The sequence below is a fragment of the Bilifractor sp. LCP21S3_F8 genome (assembly GCF_052117805.1).
Taxonomy (GTDB): Bacteria; Bacillota; Clostridia; order Lachnospirales; family Lachnospiraceae; genus Bilifractor.
In genome coordinates this window covers 1-17,956 of record NZ_JBQKIK010000014.1, presented here as the reverse complement: position 1 = coordinate 17,956, position 17,956 = coordinate 1, and the positions used below count along the sequence as shown (strand labels likewise).

Genomic DNA, 17,956 nt, shown 5'->3' with positions numbered 1-17,956 from the left:
ATCATAATCATGAAAATACCCCCTGCAAAGCGTTTCCGCTCCTGCAGGGGATATGCGATATCATATATCTGTTTTGTTTCCCGGTACCGCACCGGTTACCCGTCGCGGTTCCATGATCAGTTGATATACTTGTCCTTAAATTTCAGACGTGAAAGAGCACGCGCCATGGAAGCCTGTGTCATCTTGTATTCACGCAGACTCTGCTTCTGACGCAGACGCTCCTTCGCCCGCTCCAGCGCCTCCTCGGCACGCCGCTTGTCGACCTCATCCGGGGACTCGCAGGTGTCAACCAGGATCGTTGCGCGGTTATTTGCGAAAATCATGGAGCCATTACCGCAGACAGCCGTTACCTTATTGCCGTCTGCCGTCGTAAAATCAATCTCCCCGGGCACGATCGCAAGCATAATCTGCGAATGGTGCGCAAGGAAACCTTCCCTCCCGTCAATGGTGGGAACCTTCAGACTTGTAACGTAACCGCCGTAAAAGGCTTTATCCGATGCGATGACTCTGAGATAATATTTGGCTTCTGCCATATTACACCTCAATCTTATTCCTGACGCATCAGCGGAGCGGGCGCGGAACTTCCGCCTCCCTCTGCCTGCTGATGCATGTGCCGGATTCTCTTATGCTTCCTTCTTTGCATGCTCCGCGACATCCTCGATGCCGCCGCAGTTGAAGAACGCATTCTCCGGATAATCGTCCATTTCTCCGTTCAGGATTGCCTGGAAGCCCTTGATGGTGTCCTCGAGAGGAACATACTTTCCGGGGATTCCGGTGAACTGCTCCGCTACGTGGAACGGCTGTGACAGGAAGTTTCTGATCTTACGGGCACGATATACGACGGTCTTGTCCTCATCAGAAAGCTCTTCCATACCAAGGATGGCGATGATATCCTGAAGCTCTTTGTACTTCTGCAGATACTGGAGCACGGACTGTGCAGTCTCGTAATGCTCCTTCCCGACAATATCCTCTTCCAGGATTCTGGAGGAAGACTCCAGCGGATCAACAGCAGGATAAATACCCTGCTCTACAATCTTTCGGGAAAGAACGGTCGTTGCATCCAGATGAGCAAAGGTTGTAGCAGGCGCTGGGTCTGTCAGGTCATCAGCAGGTACATATACTGCCTGCACAGATGTGATGGATCCGTTTGTCGTGGAAGCGATTCTCTCCTGAAGCTCACCCATTTCATTTGCCAGGGTCGGCTGATATCCTACAGCAGACGGCATACGTCCAAGCAGAGAAGATACCTCGGAACCGGCCTGTACGAAACGGAAGATGTTATCGATGAACAGAAGAACGTCTTTTTTCTGAACATCACGGAAATACTCGGCCATTGTAAGCCCCGTCTCCGCAACACGCATACGTGCCCCCGGGGGCTCGTTCATCTGTCCGAATACCAGGGCGGTATTCTTGATAACTCCGGACTCTGTCATCTCGCTCCAGAGGTCATTTCCTTCACGGGATCTTTCTCCGACACCGGTGAAGATCGAATAACCGCCGTGCTCCGTCGCGATGTTGCGGATCAGCTCCTGAATCAGGACGGTCTTACCTACTCCGGCGCCTCCGAACAGTCCGACCTTACCACCCTTTGCGTAGGGCGCGATCAGGTCAATAACCTTGATTCCGGTCTCCAGGATCTCCTGTACCGGTTTCTGATCTGTAAATTTCGGTGGCTTTCTGTGAATCTCCCACTGTTCAGAATCTCTGAGCTGTTCGCCGCCGTCGATAGTATCGCCAAGCACATTGAACAGACGTCCCAGATTCTTCTCGCCGACCGGAACTTCGATTCCGGTTCCCAGTGAGATCACAGGCATATCTTTCTGTAAGCCTTCACTGGCAGAAAGCATGATACAGCGGACCATATCATCACCGATATGCTGCTGTACCTCCATGATTGCCTTCTCGCCATGGTTGTCAACCTGCAGCGCTGTCTTGATTTTCGGAAGAGGAAGATCCTCAAATGCGACATCGACAACAGGACCCATGACCTGGACAATTTTTCCGATTTGCATGTGTCATGTCCTTTCTATTGTGTCAACGCCCCTGCCCCTTAAGGCAGGGCGTTACAAGCTCAATGAAGCGCGCCGGCCTGGAAAGTATCGAGATCCTCTCCCTGCTGGTTTTCAAACTTCGGCATGTCTTTCTTCTTATGTTTCTTCTGCTGCAGCGCACGTGCCTTCGCGCCTGCGCAAACCTCCGTAATCTCCTGTGTGATCTGAGCCTGACGCTCCCGGTTGTACTGAATGCTCAGCTCCTGGACCAGTTCGCTGCCGTTTTTATTGGCCGCGTCCATCGCCTGCATACGGGAGCTGTGCTCCGCACAGTAAGATTCCACAAGTGCACTGTATATATATCCGTTGATAAAGTCCGGGATGATGTTGTTCAGAAGAAGATCCGGCCCCGGTTCCATGTCGAAGGTCTCCTGATACACACCACTCAGTTTTGTCATATTCTGTTTGAAAAACTCCTCATTCAGACGGATCAGCGGCAGAAGCTGCCGGATCTCCGTCTCGGTTTCCATGGAGTTCTTCATTCTGGTGTAAATGATATATACCTCATCAACTTCTTTGCGCTCGAACAGATCAAGCATCTGATATGCGATCGACCTTGCCCTGGAAAGTGTCGGTTTCTGGGCGGTATAATGAAAGGCGCCGTCTACATTTACATTGTGATTTGCAAAATACTGACGGCCGACCTCTCCGACGACATATAGCATGTCATTGTTCGCGGGTCTCAGCTTCTCCTCTGTCAGCTTCAGTACATTATGGTTATATGCACCTGCAAGTCCCTTATCTGCGGTCACACAGATAATCGCCCTGCGGAGATCGCTTTTCGAAGTAACCTCACGCTCATCCAGATACGGATGGCTGTAGCCGTCCGGAAGGTGACGCAGCACCCGTCCGAACATGTCCTGCAGCGCATAAAAATACGGTTCGGTATTTGCCAGCGCTTTCCGCGCGTTATTCATTTTCGTAGAAGAAATCATATACATAGCGTTCGTAATCTTCAGTGTATTATTGACGCTATCAATTCTTTCCTTGATTTCACGTGTTGCTGACATATTTTTCCTTCTTCAATTTCCGGCTGAGCTTATGCGTTCTTTGTCTTATGCGCTTCCGCGTATTCCGCGCCAAACTCATCCGCTGCTGCCAGGATTCTCTCGGTAAGTTCATCCGGAAGCTGTCCCTTTTTGTTGATCTCCTCGACGATATCCGAATACTTATCGGCGAAGAAAGCAAGCATCTCCTTCTGGTAAGCTTTCACATTCTTAACCGGAACATTGATCATCTTCTTATGCTCGGCAACGCAGAGAGTAATAACCTGATCTGCTGTTGAAAGCGGATGACCAAGCGGCTGCTTCAGCAGCTCCATCAGAACATTTCCCTGTTTCAGCTGATTCTGCGTTGCTTCATCCAGATCTGAACTAAACTGGGTGAACACCTGCATCTCACGGAACTGTGCCAGATCGATACGCAGGGAACCCGCAGCCTTCTTCATTGCCTTGGTCTGAGCTGCTCCTCCTACACGGGATACGGAAAGTCCGACGTTAACGGCCGGTCTCTGTCCCTCGAAGAACAGATCGGACTCCAGGAAAATCTGTCCGTCTGTGATGGAGATAACATTGGTCGGAATGTATGCGGATACATCGCCGTCCTGTGTCTCAATAATCGGCAGCGCGGTGATGGAACCTCCGCCCAGATTTTCTGACAGCCTTGAGGATCTCTCAAGAAGTCTGGAATGCAGATAGAATACATCACCCGGGTAAGCCTCACGTCCCGGAGATCTTCCGAGAAGCAGTGACAGCGTACGATATGCAACGGCATGCTTGCTCAGATCATCATAGATGATCAGAACATCCTTGCCTCTGTGCATGAAGTATTCGGCAATGGATGTCGCGGCATAAGGCGCGATGTACTGAAGCGGTGCCGGATCTGCAGCGGTGGATGCCACTACAATCGAATAGGACATCGCGTCATTTTTCTTCAGTGTGTTTACAATGCTGGCTACTGTAGATGCCTTCTGTCCGATTGCGACATAGACGCAGTAGCAGTCCTTCCCCTTCTGGTTCAGGACGGCATCCATAGCGATGGATGTCTTACCGGTCTGACGGTCACCGATGATCAGTTCTCGCTGTCCGCGGCCGATAGGAAACATGGAGTCAATGGCAAGGATACCGGTCTCCAGAGGAACCGTAACCGGCTGACGGTCAATGATTCCGGGCGCCGGCTGTTCAATCGCGCGGTACTCGTCACCCTTTACCGGTGCTCCGCCGTCAATGGGATTGCCCAGCGCGTCAATGACACGGCCGAGATATCCGTCGCCGCATGCAATACCTGCGCGCTTGCCGGTACCGGTCACACGGGTTCCCTCACCGATGCTGCCCTCGGCATCAAACAGAATCGCACCGATTCCGTCCTCACCGATATTCTGAACCATTCCTTTTACGCCGTTTTCAAAGACCAGAATCTCTCCGTACTGCACATGATCCAGACCTGTGATGGTTACAATTCCGTCGCCGGCCGTCAGAACATGACCGACTTCCGACTGTTCCGCCTCAAGATGGAACTGTTCCACGGCAGCACGCATGATCTCCATGATGCCTTCCTGGCTTTTTTCTCTCGCAGCTCTGGCTCTGGCATCATTGATCTGATTTTCGAACTGTCTCTCTCTTCCGCGGGTACTCCAGTCGTACTCATCGCTTCCGATGTCGAGAATGAAACCACCGTGTACATCCGGATCCTGAACGATCTCAAGATTTACCTGATCCGTGTCTTCAAGCTCATACTTGTTTTTCAGAAACTGAACGAATTTCTGTCTCTGCTCTTCGCTCGGCTCGGTTACACAGCGAAGAACCGCATGAAGCTTTCCGTTCTCGTCCAACTTTATTGTTTTGTTCTCACTCATAGTGTCAGTCTTTCTTATCTTTATTCGCTGAGACCTTCTTCAGGAAGGCATCATACATCTTATCGTCATCCTCAGCCTCTGCGATTCTGGCAGCGGCATCCTTAACCATCTCAACAATGTCTTCCTCAGCTTTGTGCTTCTGGTCTGTCGTCTCTGCAGCTGCTTTGGCTCTGGCATCATTAATGATCTTGTCAGCGTCTGCTTTGGCCGAATCGACAATACGGTCGTATTCCACGTTTGCCTTTGCTCTTGCCTCATCAGCAGCTTTCTTTTTCTCATCATCAATGCTCTTGATTGTATCCTCATACTGTGTCTTGAGAGCATTGGCATCATTCTGTGCCTTTTCTGCGTCCGTGTAGGACTTCTCAATGTCTTTTGCTCTCTGATCGAGGATCTTGTGTACTCTTCCAAAAAGGAACTTTTTAAGAAGGAAATACAGAATCAGAAGATCGATGACCGTCCATAAAACATTTAAATCAAAACGTAACATGTCTTCTCCTAAGTTGTTCCGTACTCTGATACGAAATCATTGTCACTGAAATTTATTTACGCGAACAGTGAGCCGCAGCCGAATGCGAAGTATTCGTGTGCGGCGAGCGTCGCGATAGCGGGATAAAACTCGCGCAGCGTGTTTTATCTCGTTTCAGAATAAACGAAGCATTTTCCGATATGGCTTATGCTACAAACAGAATCATCAGACCCAGTACAAAACCGTAAATAGCGGTTGCCTCTGCAAGTGCGGATCCGAGAAGAAGGTTTCTCATGATTTTGTTGTCAGCTTCCGGCTGCTTTGCGATAGCGTCTGTTGCATGTCCGGTTGCGATACCGATTCCAAGTCCTGCGCCGATACAAGCGAGTGCTGCAATTCCTGCTCCAAGTGCTGTCATTTTTTCTTTCCTCCTGTAATCTTCCGGCATAAGACCGGAAATTCTTCTCAATACTCCCCGGAGCATCCCGGGAATTCATACACGGATTCTATCCGTAAAAATAATGGATTGAACGTTGACTTTAAATAATTGACTATGTAAATGATTGTGACCAGTGAATACATCTGACCGCGATCTGCGTTCTCGCCGGAACAGCTTACGCGGCAACGGCAACAGCTTTCTTTTTTCTCTTTCTGGTCTTTTTCTTCTTCGGTTCTTCCGGAGTGATTTCTGCCGCCTCAGCGATAAACAGTGAGGTAAGGAATACGAATACGTATGCCTGAATCATTCCATCGAAGATATCAAAGTAGAAACTGAAGATAAGTGGAACTCCTACCGGAATCAGATTTTCGATCAATGTCATGATGACATAGGATCCGAGTACGTTACCAAAAAGTCGCATGCAAAGTGAAAGCGGACGGATAAATACCTCCAGGATATTAATCGGTGTAACAATTCCGACCGGCTGTGTGAAACTCTTCAGCCATCCCAGAACGCCCTTCCGCTTAATACCTGCCGCCTCAATCAGCACAATGCTCATTATGGCAAGTGCAGCCGTCACATCCAGATCCTTCGTCGGAGGCTTCATTCCAAGAAGTCCTATAATGTTGGAAAGACCGATAAACATGATGACCGTCATCAGATATTCCGCATACTCTCCCGCGTCGGGACCGAGCATACCCTTGATCGTCTTCTCCAGCCAGGTTACAAATGCTTCAACCGCAACCTGTCTCTTCCCCGGGTTCCGAACTTTCATTCCATGAGTCAGCCAGAGTGCAAGTGCTAAAAGAATACCCATGACGATCCAGGAAACCACAACGGATTCAGCAATATGTATACCCCCGAAGACAGGGATCACAAATGCGTCCTGGACCTTAAGATCTTCCACAAGCTTCTGTGCCATACTCATTTTCACCACCTTCTTTCTAACGTGTTACTGCTGAAGCATTCAGGGTAAACCCAGCGAGGCATTCCGCAGCTGATACATTTTGTTGCTCCCCGTTTCCGGGGTATCGCGCAGTATGCGCGCATAAAAATAATCACCGGCAATTTTACAGTCAAGCAAGATGGCTCTGATTGCAAGTGATTACTTTATTATTTTTTTATCACTTTCATTTACGATAGTCAATAATTACAACAGCTGACTTATAGTCAAATCGACGCTTATTACGGTCAAAAGTAGACAGGTGTCACTGTGCGGCTTCGGAGCTGCCGTATCTGCAGATATCCTTCAGACAGCAGATCCCGCACTTCGGATGCCTTGCGACGCAGACTGCCCGTCCGTGATTGACGAATCTGTGACAGAGATCGCTGCCTTCCTCCGGAGGAATGATTTTCCACAGTTCTCTCTCGACCTTTGCCGGCTCTCTGATATTGTCCACAAGACCGATCAGATTGCAGAGGCGGATGCAGTGTGTATCTGTGACGATGGCAGGCTTTCCGAAGACGTCTCCCATCACCAGATTGGCACTCTTTCTTCCTACACCGGGGAGCTTCAGAAGCTCCCCCATCGTATCCGGGACACGATCATGATATTGTTCGTGCAGCATCCGCATGCAGCCGGAGATATCTCTGGCCTTGCTCGGCCCCAGGCCGCAGGGTCTGACAATTTCTTCGATCTCCGCCGGTTCGGCAGCTGCCAGAGCTGCAACCGACGGAAACTTTGCAAAGAGCTTCGGCGTGATCATATCTACCCGCTTATCTGTACACTGTGCTGCCAACCGGACACTTACCAACAGCTGCCAGGCATCCTCATATGCCAGCGTGCAATGAGCGTCCGGATATTCTTTCTTCAGACGCCGGATCACCTCCAGCGCCAGCTTTTTCTTCTGTTCAAGCTCCGGATCGTCCGTTTCCTTCTTCACCATACGTTATCTGTCCTGTTCTGAAAAGCGGATGAGACACCTGTTCCCATGATGAGAAGCAATTTTGTGGGATACAAGTTGTCTGTCCTGTTCTGAAAAGCAGGTGAGACACCTGCTCCTGATGATTGCCGGTTATTTGCGGATTACAAAGTTTATGATTCTGCCGGGAACGTATACTTCCTTGACAATTGTGGCGCCCTCCAGGAATTTTGCCACATTCGGCTCAGCCTTGGCGGCCGCAAGAGCGTCCTCCCTGCTGATATCCGCCGCAAGCTGTACGGTTCCTCTCACCTTTCCGTTGACCTGAACGCCAAGCTCGATGACAGAATCCTTCGCCTTCTCCTCGCTGTATTCCGGCCAGGAGGAGAGGGTGATAAAGGTTTTGCCGTCCGGGTTCATTCCGATATACTGCCAGATCTCTTCGGTAATGTGCGGCGCGAACGGGGAAAGCAGCTTGATGAAGGTGATCAGGTCATCCTTTGTGATGCCCCCCGCCTTATAGAATTCATTGATCAGCGACATCATCGCCGCAATGGCGGTGTTGAACTTCATGTTGTCAATATCTTCCGTAACCTTACGGATCGTCTTGTGAAGGCTGTTCTCCAGCTTTGGATCTTCCTTTTCCGCGGTCATGATATCCGTAAGTCCCGCCACACGGTCAAGAAATCTCTTACAGCCGCGAACCGCCTCGTCACTCCACGGAGCAGCGCTCTGATAATCTCCCATGAACATGACATAGGTGCGAAGCGTATCCGCCCCGTAAAGCTTTACGATATCCAGCGGATCAATGACATTTCCCTTGGATTTGGACATCTTCTCGCCGTCCGCGCCGAGAATCATTCCCTGATAGGTTCTTTTTGCGTACGGCTCCGGTGTGTTCACCTCACCGATATCATACAGGAATCTGTGCCAGAATCTGGAGTAAAGCAGATGACGCGTCACATGCTCCATACCTCCGTTATACTGATCGACAGGCATCCAATATTCCAGCTTCTTCCGGTCAGCAAATGCCTTGTCATTGTGCGGATCACAGAAACGAAGGAAATACCAGGAAGATCCTGCCCACTGCGGCATCGTATCGGTCTCGCGCTTTGCCGGTCCGCCACACTTCGGGCAGGTGCAGTTTACAAAGCTGTCGATCTTGGCCAGAGGGGACTGCCCGTCGGTACCCGGTTCAAAATTCTTGACCGGCGGAAGCTCCAGAGGAAGCTCATCCTCCGGAACGGCAACGGTGCCGCACTTCGGACAGTGAATCAGCGGGATCGGCTCGCCCCAGTACCGCTGACGATTGAACGCCCAGTCCTTCATCTTGTACTGAACGCCCTTGTGCCCGATTCCCTCTTCCTCGATATGCTTCAGCATCGCTTCAATGGAATCCTTCTTATTGGTAAAGCCGTTCAGGAATCCGGAATTGATCATCTCTCCGTCTCCGGTATAGGCTTCCTTTGAGATGTCTCCTCCCTTGATGACCTGCACAATGTCCATTCCGAACTTCTTTGCGAAATCATAGTCACGCTGATCATGCGCCGGAACAGCCATGATCGCTCCTGTTCCGTATCCCATCATGACATAGTCGGCGATGAAGAGCGGAATTTCCTTGCCGGTAATCGGATTGACTGCCGTCAGTCCGTCGATCTTCACACCTGTCTTGTCCTTTACCAGCTGGGTACGCTCGAATTCCGTCTTCTTTGCGCTTTCTCTGCGATACTCCTCGACCGCGTCCCAGTTGCGGATTCTATTCTTATATTTGTCGAGAACCGGGTGCTCCGGCGCCACCACCATGAAGGTTACGCCGTACAAGGTATCGCACCGCGTAGTATAAATCTCGAGCTTCTCATCGGTTCCGGCAAGACGGAAGTTCACAAACGCTCCTGTGGATTTTCCAATCCAGGCAATCTCCTGCTGCTTGATGCTTTCCGGATAGTCCACATGATTCAGACCTTCCAGAAGTTTGTCCGCATAATCGGTGATCCGGAGGAACCATACATCCTTCGGGAGCTGTACAACCTCGCTGTGGCAGATGTCACATTTACCTCCCTGAGAATCCTCATTGGACAGAACAACCTTGCAGTGCGGACAGTAGTTGACCAGTGTCTTGGAGCGGAATACCAGTCCGTGCTCGAATAATTTTTCGAAGATCCACTGGGTCCATTTATAGTAGTCCTTATGTGAGGTGGCGATCACGCGGCTCCAGTCGAAGGAAAATCCGACCTTGCGGAGCTGATCGGAGAAATGGGCAATGTTTTTCTCTGTGATGTCATGAGGATGCGTGTTCGTCTTTATCGCGTAGTTCTCCGCCGGAAGGCCGAACGAATCGAATCCGATCGGGAAGAGAACATTATAGCCCTGCATTCTCTTCTTCCGGGAGATAACCTCAATGCTGGAGTATGCCTTAATGTGTCCGACATGCATGCCTGCTCCTGACGGGTAAGGGAATTCCACCAGCCCGTACCACTTCGGCTTATCAGAAAAATCGACCGCCTTGAAAGCGTCATTTTCCTCCCATGCCTTCTGCCATTTCGGCTCAACGGTATTAAAATCGTATTTCATCTTCTGCACCTTCTTCTCTGATAAAATGCGCGGCCTCATCATACTGCCACGTCTGTTTTACGCGTAATTCTTTTTATTATGTCCCATTTTCCACCTTGGTGTCAACTCTTAACAGGCATTTGTCTGCGCACAGCCGGAAAAACCGGAAAGTCCTGACACAATAGTCAGAAAAAGCTGTACCCCTCTGCTCTTTAAACATTGCACCAACCATTCTTGAAAGAAACATTGCTCCAACCATTCTTGAAAGCTTCAGCTTCTTTTTTTATAGTTCGAGCGAAGAAGCCACTTCTGATCGATTTTACGCACCGCATCCGGAAAGCGAATGGTCAGACGCACGGACCCCGTCATCTGTTCGAGATCCTCAATCGTTCCGGATCCGAACTTCGGATGGACCACCGTATCACCCTTCCGGTAGCGGATCATCCGGTTCCGGCTATCCTCTGCTTCCTTCTTCCGATGAGTAAGATCGAGGAGCGCGGTGTGCGGATTTTTCCACGGATTATTCAATGCCTTCTCATAGTCATGCTTCTCTCTTCCCTTTCCGAACCGGTAATACTCGCTTGGAGCCGCTCCGACCAGCGAGCAGCAATATTTCCAGGCGCTTCCGTGCAGACCGCTCCGGAACCGGTATTCCTGCGGAATATCCATATGGAACTGCATATAGTGGGCATACTCATGTTTGTACAAATCCAGTTTGTCTTCCCTGTGCAGGGAATCTCTGCTCAAAAATCCCACAAACACAAGGGAAAAGTAGAAGCTCTCCTCCTGTCCATTCCCGGACGGTGTATAAGCTCCAAGTCTTTCTTCATCGAATCCGAATTCAATCGGTACTTCTGCCGCATGCAGGCCGAATTTCCGGTCCAGGCTCCGGTAAAGTGTCAGAATCTCCGCCTTTAATGCCGGGATCTCCTTCCGAAGCTGCCTCTTGGCGTTCTCACTAATCGAATCATCCATTTTCTTTCTTCCTTTAATCACAGTTCAAAACCGCCATGCCCCGCAAGCGGGGCGCCAAATACGGTATAAGCTGCGGATTGCTCGTGCTTCGCGCTCCCCGCAATCCTCCAGGTGACCGGCTTCGCCGGTCTGGCGCGGCGTTCGCTCCACAGCTTCCCCGTCACCTTGCTGCTCCAAAGCTTCCGCGTCACTTTGCTGCTCCAAAGCTTCCGTGCCGATAACCGGTATGAGCATGGAAAAGTGCAAAGCACCGCTCCATGCTCATACCTGTTGACGTTACTAAAGTTCTTGTCCGGCAGATTCAGCCCTGATTCTCCGTCTGGTTTTTCTCTCTGTCCTGTTCGTACATTCTGCCTCTTGCAAAGCCCTCACAAAAGATAATGAAGGAATCCGCGTCCGGCGCTGCAAAATGCTTTGCCATTCGCTCCAGAACCTCCACATCGCGCAGCGTGAGGTTATACTTGTTCAGCTTCTGAACGACTGCCGCGCTCTCCGCGACTCTTCCGCATACCAGCTTCGCATGTTCACGGTCCGACTCATTCGCATACTCATTAAAGAAATCATCACTCATTTGAAAATTCATATCTTCTCCTCCCTTCCTCTCCGACTGTAATGTCTGGTGCGCTTCAGATAACAGACGCCTTCATCTCCGGCTCCCATGTCCGGTGCGCTTCAGATAACAGACGCCTTCATCTCCGGCTCCCATGTCCGGTGCGCTTCAGATAACAGATGCCTTCATCTCCGGCTCCCATGTCCAGTGCACTTCAGACAACAGACGCTTTATTTTCTCAGGATCTCACTGAGGATCTGAATACACTGCCTGACACCGACAGCTCCCGTATCAATACAAATATTATAATTGGAAATGTGTCCCATCTCAACCCCGGTGTAGGTCTTGTAATAGATCTCACGAAGCTGTTCCTTTCTGAATGCTGCCTTCTTCGCGTCAAGGCCCCGGTTCTCCTCAAGTTCCGCGGCTCTGCGGATTCTGTGCTCCTCATCCGCATACAGAAATACCCGGAAAGCCGGGATACCGGCCTCTGTCAGGATGTGATCCGCGCATCTGCCGACGATGATGCAGGGTTCCTCCGCAAGCTTCAGGACCACCTCTTTCTGCGCCTCAAAGATTCTGTCGTGCGAACTCGGATAGGAGGCAGCATTGTTCAGCAGATCATTCATGAACTTGCCTGCCCTGCTGAGATCCTCACCCTCCCGCCTGATATCTTCCTCGGAAAAACCGCTCTGCTCGGCTGTTTTCCGGACCACATCCTTATCATAATACGGGATTCCCAGTGCCTCTGACAGTCCCTTCGCCACGGTGCGTCCATATGCGGCATACTGACGGCTGATCGTAATTACAGGATATCTTAACTCAGACATATTTTTCCTTTCCGCGCGGTCCGGATCCTCCGGCCGCGTCAATTAAAAATGGTCCGGACATCACGAAACCGCGACAGTCTTTCTGCGCTTTCCGTACTGAATGAACAGACAAATCACAACGATACACAGACCTGCCACATCGGTGAGCGTGCCGGGATGAATCAGCAGCAGACCACCCGCCGCAATGACCACCCGCATCACCGGATTCATAGCAGCAAAACAATACCCTTCGAATGATGCGGCAATGCCAAAGATGCCGATGGCCGCAGTGATCGCGATCCGCACGACGGTCAGCGCGGAAGTATCAATCAGCAGCATGGCAGGATTGTAGCAGAACATATAGGGTACAATAAACACCGCAATCGCGAGCTTCGAGGCATTGAACGCTGTCTTCATCGGATTGCTCTTTGCGATCGCGGATCCCGCGTAGGCGGCAAGCGCAACCGGAGGTGTAATATCCGCTACGATTCCAAAATAGAACACAAAGAAATGCGCCGCGAGAATCGGTACTCCCATCCGGATCAGAATCGGTGCGGTCGTCGCCGCCATGATACAGTAGTTTGCCGTCGTAGGTACGCCCATCCCCAGGATGATGCAGCAGACCATGGTCAGAAGAAGCGCGATGATCAGTTTATTCCCGGCCACTCCGACAATCGCGTTAATCAGATCATTCGCCAGTCCCGTCATCGTGATCGATCCCGAAATGATTCCCGCAACTCCGCAGGCAGCCGCCACCGTGATGGTGCTCCGCCCTCCTGCCTCCAGCGCATCAATAATTTTCCGGGGAGTGATCCGGTTATCCCTGTCGAACAGGCTGACCACGATGGAAAGAACAATGGCAAGAGAAGCCGCTTTCTGCATGGTCATGAAGTTTCCGGATACCCAGATGACGAGCATCACCAGCGGGAGCAGCAGATAGATCTTCTTCATCAGTTTGCCCGCGCGCGGAAGCTGTTCCTTTGGAATGCCGTGAAGATTCAGTTTTTTGGCTTCCAGATGAACCGAGATAAAAATGCCCATGAAATACAGGATCGCCGGGAGAACTGCTCTTCCGATGATATCCGAGTATGGAACTCCGACAAAGTCAGCCATCAGAAACGCGGCTGCTCCCATGATCGGGGGCATAATCTGGCCTCCGGTAGAGGCCGCGGCCTCTACCGCTCCGGCAAATTCCGGACGGTAACCGGTCTTCTTCATCATCGGAATCGTCACGGAACCAGTGGTCACCGTGTTGCCGACCGACGAACCGGAGACCATGCCGCAGAGTGCCGAGGAAATGACCGCAACCTTTGCCGGCCCTCCCGCAAACCTTCCGGCCACGCAGTTTGCCAGATCAATAAAGAAATTAGAGATTCCGGTCCGCTCCAGAAACGCGCCGAAGATAATGAACACGACGATGTACTTGGAGCATACGTTGACCGGGGTCGAAAAAATTCCTTCCTTGGTATAAAACAGATTCCGGACCAGATACTTCAGCCGTCCGAAAAAATCAGGGTTTGTCAGTCCGTAAGTCAATGCATAGATGACAAAAAACGCCGCGACGATCAAAATCGGAAGTCCCACGCACCTTCTTGTAATCTCGACAAGCGCGGCAATACCGACAATCCCGATGATGATCTGATACCACTGAAACCGCGTGCCCTGATTGATGATTGTGTTTGCGGAAAACGTAAAATAAAAGAATGATGCCGCACCCGCAATCATGAAGATGATATCACCCAACGGCATGTAATTTTCCCGCTGAATCCCCTTCTTCGAAGGATAGATCAGAAATCCCATCAGGATGACCAACCCAAGAAAAGAGGTCAGACGGATCTCCTCCAGAAAGGTGGCAAACAAAGTTACGTAAATGCACCAGATCGAAAAGGCCGCCAGAATTGCGGTGATCATGATCTTCGGTTTTCCGGTCCATATCCTGGTATTGGATTCCCGGTCATACTTCCGCATCAACGCGTCGAGATCGTCCTTCACGGCGTTCTGACCGTCCCCGTTCGTTACTTCCGCACCGGAAGCTCCCGGCTTTATCTTTTCTTTTGAATCGTTCAATCTTATCTCCTCCTCATTTGAATCGAACAGACAGGCATTCTGCGAGAATATTCGTTCATTTCATGTCTCAGCTTATTCTTCCGTATTCACGGTGTAGCCCTGTTCTTTATAATATCTTGCAGCGCCCTCATGATACGGGACTGTCGTAATACTTGTCGCCGTCTTCAGATTCAGCTCCTCGCCTCTCGCATTCTCCTTCGCGATTTCCTTCGCGTTTGAGAATATTGCCCTGGTCAGATCATAGACCGTGTCCGCGTCCGCGGATGCCGATACGATCACGGTCGCAAGCACGGTAATTGTATCAATATCCTTCTTCTGCCCCGGATAGGTGCCGGCGGGAATAGAATAGGATTCATAATACGGACATTTCTCCATGATGGAATCCCGGACCTCTCCGTCAATATTCACAAAGTTCACTCCGTTGGTCGTCGCGAGCTCGGTGATCGCCGAGGTGGGTGCGCCCGCCACGATAAATGCGGCATCGATCTTGCCGTCTTTGAGAGATTCCTTGGAATCCTCAAAAGACTGATACTGCGGTTTGATATCGTCGATGTCAAGTCCCGCACCGGCAAGGACATCAATCGCGTTGAAATACACACCGGATCCGGCTTCTCCGATAGATACGCTCTTACCCTTCAGATCCGATACGCTTTGAATATCCTTATCCATGGTAATCAGCTGAACCGTCTCCGCGTAGAGCGCCCCGAGCACACGGAAGGAATGCGTCCCGCCGTCCTTCTCAAACGCGCGCGTACCGTCCCAGCCGTATGACATTACATCCGACTGTGTAAAGCCGAGCTGAAAATCTCCGTCCTGGATGCTCTGGATATTCACCTTGGAACCGCCCGTGGAAACCGCTGTAACACGGACATTCGCGTAATTCTTCATATATTGGGCCAGAACACCGCCGTACGAATAATACGTTCCTGCCGTTCCTCCGGTACCGAACATCATCCTCTCCTTATACTGTGTGCAACCTGTCATGCTCACCGAGACAGCCAGTACAAGCAGCACACACAGCATTCGGAATCCTTTTTGTTTTCTCATGATATAAATCTCCCTCAAATTATTTGTTCACTTGTCTGGCCATGACATTGACCATGAAACGTCAAATTCCCTCCCTGGAATTCTCATCCGCAGCCGACATGACATGACCGATATCCCTGGGATGGATCGCCGCCTGCAGGGACTCATCAAGAAGATCCCGTCCTCCCTGCTCCACAAACTGGCGTATAAACGGAAGCTTCAGGAAATCCGGATCTTCGCCGGAGTAACGGATGGCATCCGCGATAACCGCGTCGCCCGGCGTCTCCGAGAAACGCGCCAGAACATCCTCCCCGTCAAAGTAAAGATTGATTTTTCGTGTGCAGGCTTCTTCCAGAAAAGCGATTTCCAGAAGCAGAACCACGTGATCGTACTCATCCGTCGCAATCCGCCCGGTGGTTCCGATATAATACGGTTCTCCATGCAGTACAATCTCACTGATCTCGGGTCTCTCAAATCCCACATTGACATGATGAACGTCATCTCCCTCGTACAGAAGAATGACCATCGTATCCTCAACCCTCTGAAATCCGATCTTTTGAATGCCGTCCGTGTAGTTATTGTGCGTTACCTGGCACACCAGTGGAAAAATACCTGCTCTGCCTTTTTCCATCACGTAGGTGTGTGCGTCCAGAACGTCCAGCATCTCAGAAGGAGACATCACGGTGGATTTTTTCGACCACAAACCCCAGCCCTTTCTTCTCCTCCGCCTCTTATGATACACCGGTATCTCTGCCAGATTCTGCTTCGCTGCCTCTGAAAGAACCGCGCTTCCTACACCGGAACCACCGAAGGTATCATATCCGCTGTACTCGGCAATGGTACTCATCAGCTTGCGAAGAGCCGCAGGATTCTCCGCCAGGGGACCATCCGAAGCCACAAAAGATGCGCCCCAGTACCGCCTCATAATTTCAGTCAGATTGCCCTCCTGGAACAGCTCTCTGTTGCCCGCGTTAACCATGAGGATCATATCCAGATCCGGGTAGCAGATGACATCCTGCCCGAACAGCCCGTTCATGGCATATCCACCCGGACGCTCCTCCATCCAGAGCTGATAGCCATAGCCGAACTTGCCGTTATCCACGTGAGATCTGGTCATCTCCTCTACCCAATGCTTCGGCACAAGCTGTTTTCCATTCCACTCGCCCTTGTTCAACAAAAGCTGACCAATCTTGCAGGCATCCTCCGGTCGGATGAAACAGCCCCATCCGCCCTTCGTGTATCCCATCGGACTTTTCTCCCAGAAAATCTCCCGGATTCCCATCGGATCAAAGATCCTGTCCTTCAGAAAATCAAACATAGTCTGTCCGCTTTTTACCTGGATAGCCGCAGAAAGCATGAAGGAATTCATCGAATTATAATCAAACTTTGTTCCGGGATCCGACTTAAATCCCGCTGACATGAAATTCGTACACCAGTCGCTGCCATCCAATGCGCCAGACTCCGAATAATCCACCCCGCTTGTCATCTGAAGAAGATCCCGCACCGTGACCCGCTTGCGGCTGAACCGGCTAAGGAGCTTAATATTGGAAGGAAAAATCTCATCCAATCCCTCGTTCAGAGTCAGCAGTCCCTCATGGATCGCCAATCCCGTCGCAATGCCGGTGAAGGTCTTGCACATGGAATAGGTCACATGCCACATGCCCCGCTGATAAGGCGCAAAGCTGCATTCACAGATCACCTTCCCGTGACGGATAACCATGGCCTGCTGAATAGCCGCCTCCGGGTCATCATGAAGAGAGATCAGATACTCCCTGATATGATTCGAAGAAATCCCCTGCGATTCCGGAGTCGCCCGCTCAAAAGGCTGCTCCACAGGCTTACCCTCAAAATGCGGCTTCTGCGGCACAAAATCAATCTTGCCGATCTGCCCCGTCTGTCTCGCCAGAATCCGAAAGAAAAGTTGAATAAAAGAAAACCTGAACTCTGCCATATCTCTCCCCATGATGTATACTGTACTGTATAAGCTCTTCGAAAACGCAGACAGGATCGTCACGCGCGAAGCGTGTGTAAGAGACTGGATGCGATTTCGAAGGCAACAGGTATGAGCGTGAAGCCGTGTGAAACACGGCGAAAACGCGAATACCTGTAGGATTGCGAGAGTGCGAAGCACGGAGCAATCCGTAGCTTATACAGTACGTCTCACTGTAACCGAAAATGCAGACAGGTCGCCTGGCGCGAAGCGTGTGTAAGAGACTGGATGCGATTTCGAAGGCAACAGGTATGAGCGTGAAGCCGTGTGAAACACGGCGAAAACGCGAATACCTGTAGGATTGCGAGAGTGCG

16 protein-coding genes are annotated in these 17,956 nt (G+C 50.9%); all 16 read right to left on the bottom strand.

Annotation, left to right across the window (positions count from 1 at the left end):
- Nucleotides 1-116: 116 nt before the first annotated feature.
- Nucleotides 117-533: an ATP synthase F1 subunit epsilon gene (gene atpC, locus ACTQ3A_RS08020; protein WP_441099523.1), complete on the bottom strand. Its 417-nt coding sequence runs from the start codon at nt 531-533 to the stop codon at nt 117-119.
- A gap of 90 nt (nt 534-623) precedes the next feature.
- Nucleotides 624-2,012 carry a F0F1 ATP synthase subunit beta gene (gene atpD / locus ACTQ3A_RS08015; protein WP_441099522.1) on the bottom strand — a complete coding sequence of 463 codons (1,389 nt, stop codon included), beginning with the start codon at nt 2,010-2,012 and terminating at the stop codon, nt 624-626.
- Nucleotides 2,013-2,071: 59 nt separating this feature from the next.
- A complete protein-coding gene (gene atpG / locus ACTQ3A_RS08010) occupies nt 2,072-3,061 on the bottom strand; it encodes an ATP synthase F1 subunit gamma (protein WP_441099521.1) in 990 nt (329 codons plus the stop codon).
- A gap of 29 nt (nt 3,062-3,090) precedes the next feature.
- Nucleotides 3,091-4,905 (bottom strand): F0F1 ATP synthase subunit alpha, encoded by a 1,815-nt coding sequence (atpA, locus tag ACTQ3A_RS08005; protein WP_441494546.1) that lies wholly within the window; start codon nt 4,903-4,905, stop codon nt 3,091-3,093.
- 4 nt (nt 4,906-4,909) lie between these two features.
- Nucleotides 4,910-5,395, bottom strand: coding sequence for an ATP synthase F0 subunit B (locus ACTQ3A_RS08000; RefSeq protein WP_441099519.1), 486 nt, complete (start codon nt 5,393-5,395; stop codon nt 4,910-4,912).
- Nucleotides 5,396-5,579: 184 nt separating this feature from the next.
- Nucleotides 5,580-5,792, bottom strand: coding sequence for an ATP synthase F0 subunit C (gene atpE / locus ACTQ3A_RS07995; RefSeq protein ID WP_441099518.1), 213 nt, complete (start codon nt 5,790-5,792; stop codon nt 5,580-5,582).
- 196 nt (nt 5,793-5,988) lie between these two features.
- Nucleotides 5,989-6,735 (bottom strand): F0F1 ATP synthase subunit A, encoded by a 747-nt coding sequence (locus ACTQ3A_RS07990; RefSeq protein WP_441099626.1) that lies wholly within the window; start codon nt 6,733-6,735, stop codon nt 5,989-5,991.
- Between the two features lie 286 nt (nt 6,736-7,021).
- Nucleotides 7,022-7,699, bottom strand: a complete 678-nt coding sequence (locus tag ACTQ3A_RS07985; RefSeq protein ID WP_441494545.1) for an endonuclease III domain-containing protein — start codon at nt 7,697-7,699, stop codon at nt 7,022-7,024.
- A 129-nt stretch (nt 7,700-7,828) separates the two neighbouring features.
- On the bottom strand, nt 7,829-10,246 hold the full coding sequence (gene leuS / locus ACTQ3A_RS07980; RefSeq protein WP_441494544.1) for a leucine--tRNA ligase: 2,418 nt from the start codon (nt 10,244-10,246) through the stop codon (nt 7,829-7,831).
- Between the two features lie 249 nt (nt 10,247-10,495).
- Entirely contained in the window at nt 10,496-11,200 is a 705-nt protein-coding gene (locus ACTQ3A_RS07975; RefSeq protein WP_441494543.1) for a hypothetical protein, read from the bottom strand.
- 17 nt (nt 11,201-11,217) lie between these two features.
- Nucleotides 11,218-11,391, bottom strand: a complete 174-nt coding sequence (locus ACTQ3A_RS07970) for a hypothetical protein (RefSeq protein WP_441494542.1) — start codon at nt 11,389-11,391, stop codon at nt 11,218-11,220.
- Between the two features lie 110 nt (nt 11,392-11,501).
- Entirely contained in the window at nt 11,502-11,783 is a 282-nt protein-coding gene (locus tag ACTQ3A_RS07965; protein ID WP_441099513.1) for a hypothetical protein, read from the bottom strand.
- Nucleotides 11,784-11,980: 197 nt separating this feature from the next.
- A complete protein-coding gene (locus ACTQ3A_RS07960; protein ID WP_441494541.1) occupies nt 11,981-12,580 on the bottom strand; it encodes an AAA family ATPase in 600 nt (199 codons plus the stop codon).
- A gap of 60 nt (nt 12,581-12,640) precedes the next feature.
- The gene (locus tag ACTQ3A_RS07955) at nt 12,641-14,626 is read right to left on the bottom strand and encodes a TRAP transporter permease (RefSeq protein WP_441494540.1); all 1,986 of its coding nucleotides are present in this window, start codon (nt 14,624-14,626) and stop codon (nt 12,641-12,643) included.
- Between the two features lie 72 nt (nt 14,627-14,698).
- Entirely contained in the window at nt 14,699-15,673 is a 975-nt protein-coding gene (locus ACTQ3A_RS07950; RefSeq protein WP_441099510.1) for a TAXI family TRAP transporter solute-binding subunit, read from the bottom strand.
- A gap of 61 nt (nt 15,674-15,734) precedes the next feature.
- Entirely contained in the window at nt 15,735-17,603 is a 1,869-nt protein-coding gene (locus ACTQ3A_RS07945) for a serine hydrolase domain-containing protein (protein WP_441494539.1), read from the bottom strand.
- Nucleotides 17,604-17,956 lie beyond the last annotated feature (353 nt).

Coding starts and splice junctions, on each gene's coding strand:
- atpE (WP_441099518.1), bottom strand. CDS start 5,792: ATGACAGCACTTGGAGCAGGAATTGCAGCACTCGCTTGTATCGGCGCA.
- atpG (WP_441099521.1), bottom strand. CDS start 3,061: ATGTCAGCAACACGTGAAATCAAGGAAAGAATTGATAGCGTCAATAAT.
- ACTQ3A_RS07960 (WP_441494541.1), bottom strand. CDS start 12,580: ATGTCTGAGTTAAGATATCCTGTAATTACGATCAGCCGTCAGTATGCC.
- atpA (WP_441494546.1), bottom strand. CDS start 4,905: ATGAGTGAGAACAAAACAATAAAGTTGGACGAGAACGGAAAGCTTCAT.
- ACTQ3A_RS07975 (WP_441494543.1), bottom strand. CDS start 11,200: ATGGATGATTCGATTAGTGAGAACGCCAAGAGGCAGCTTCGGAAGGAG.
- ACTQ3A_RS07990 (WP_441099626.1), bottom strand. CDS start 6,735: ATGGCACAGAAGCTTGTGGAAGATCTTAAGGTCCAGGACGCATTTGTG.
- ACTQ3A_RS07945 (WP_441494539.1), bottom strand. CDS start 17,603: ATGGCAGAGTTCAGGTTTTCTTTTATTCAACTTTTCTTTCGGATTCTG.
- ACTQ3A_RS08000 (WP_441099519.1), bottom strand. CDS start 5,395: ATGTTACGTTTTGATTTAAATGTTTTATGGACGGTCATCGATCTTCTG.
- atpC (WP_441099523.1), bottom strand. CDS start 533: ATGGCAGAAGCCAAATATTATCTCAGAGTCATCGCATCGGATAAAGCC.
- ACTQ3A_RS07985 (WP_441494545.1), bottom strand. CDS start 7,699: ATGGTGAAGAAGGAAACGGACGATCCGGAGCTTGAACAGAAGAAAAAG.
- ACTQ3A_RS07965 (WP_441099513.1), bottom strand. CDS start 11,783: ATGAATTTTCAAATGAGTGATGATTTCTTTAATGAGTATGCGAATGAG.
- ACTQ3A_RS07950 (WP_441099510.1), bottom strand. CDS start 15,673: ATGAGAAAACAAAAAGGATTCCGAATGCTGTGTGTGCTGCTTGTACTG.
- leuS (WP_441494544.1), bottom strand. CDS start 10,246: ATGAAATACGATTTTAATACCGTTGAGCCGAAATGGCAGAAGGCATGG.
- atpD (WP_441099522.1), bottom strand. CDS start 2,012: ATGCAAATCGGAAAAATTGTCCAGGTCATGGGTCCTGTTGTCGATGTC.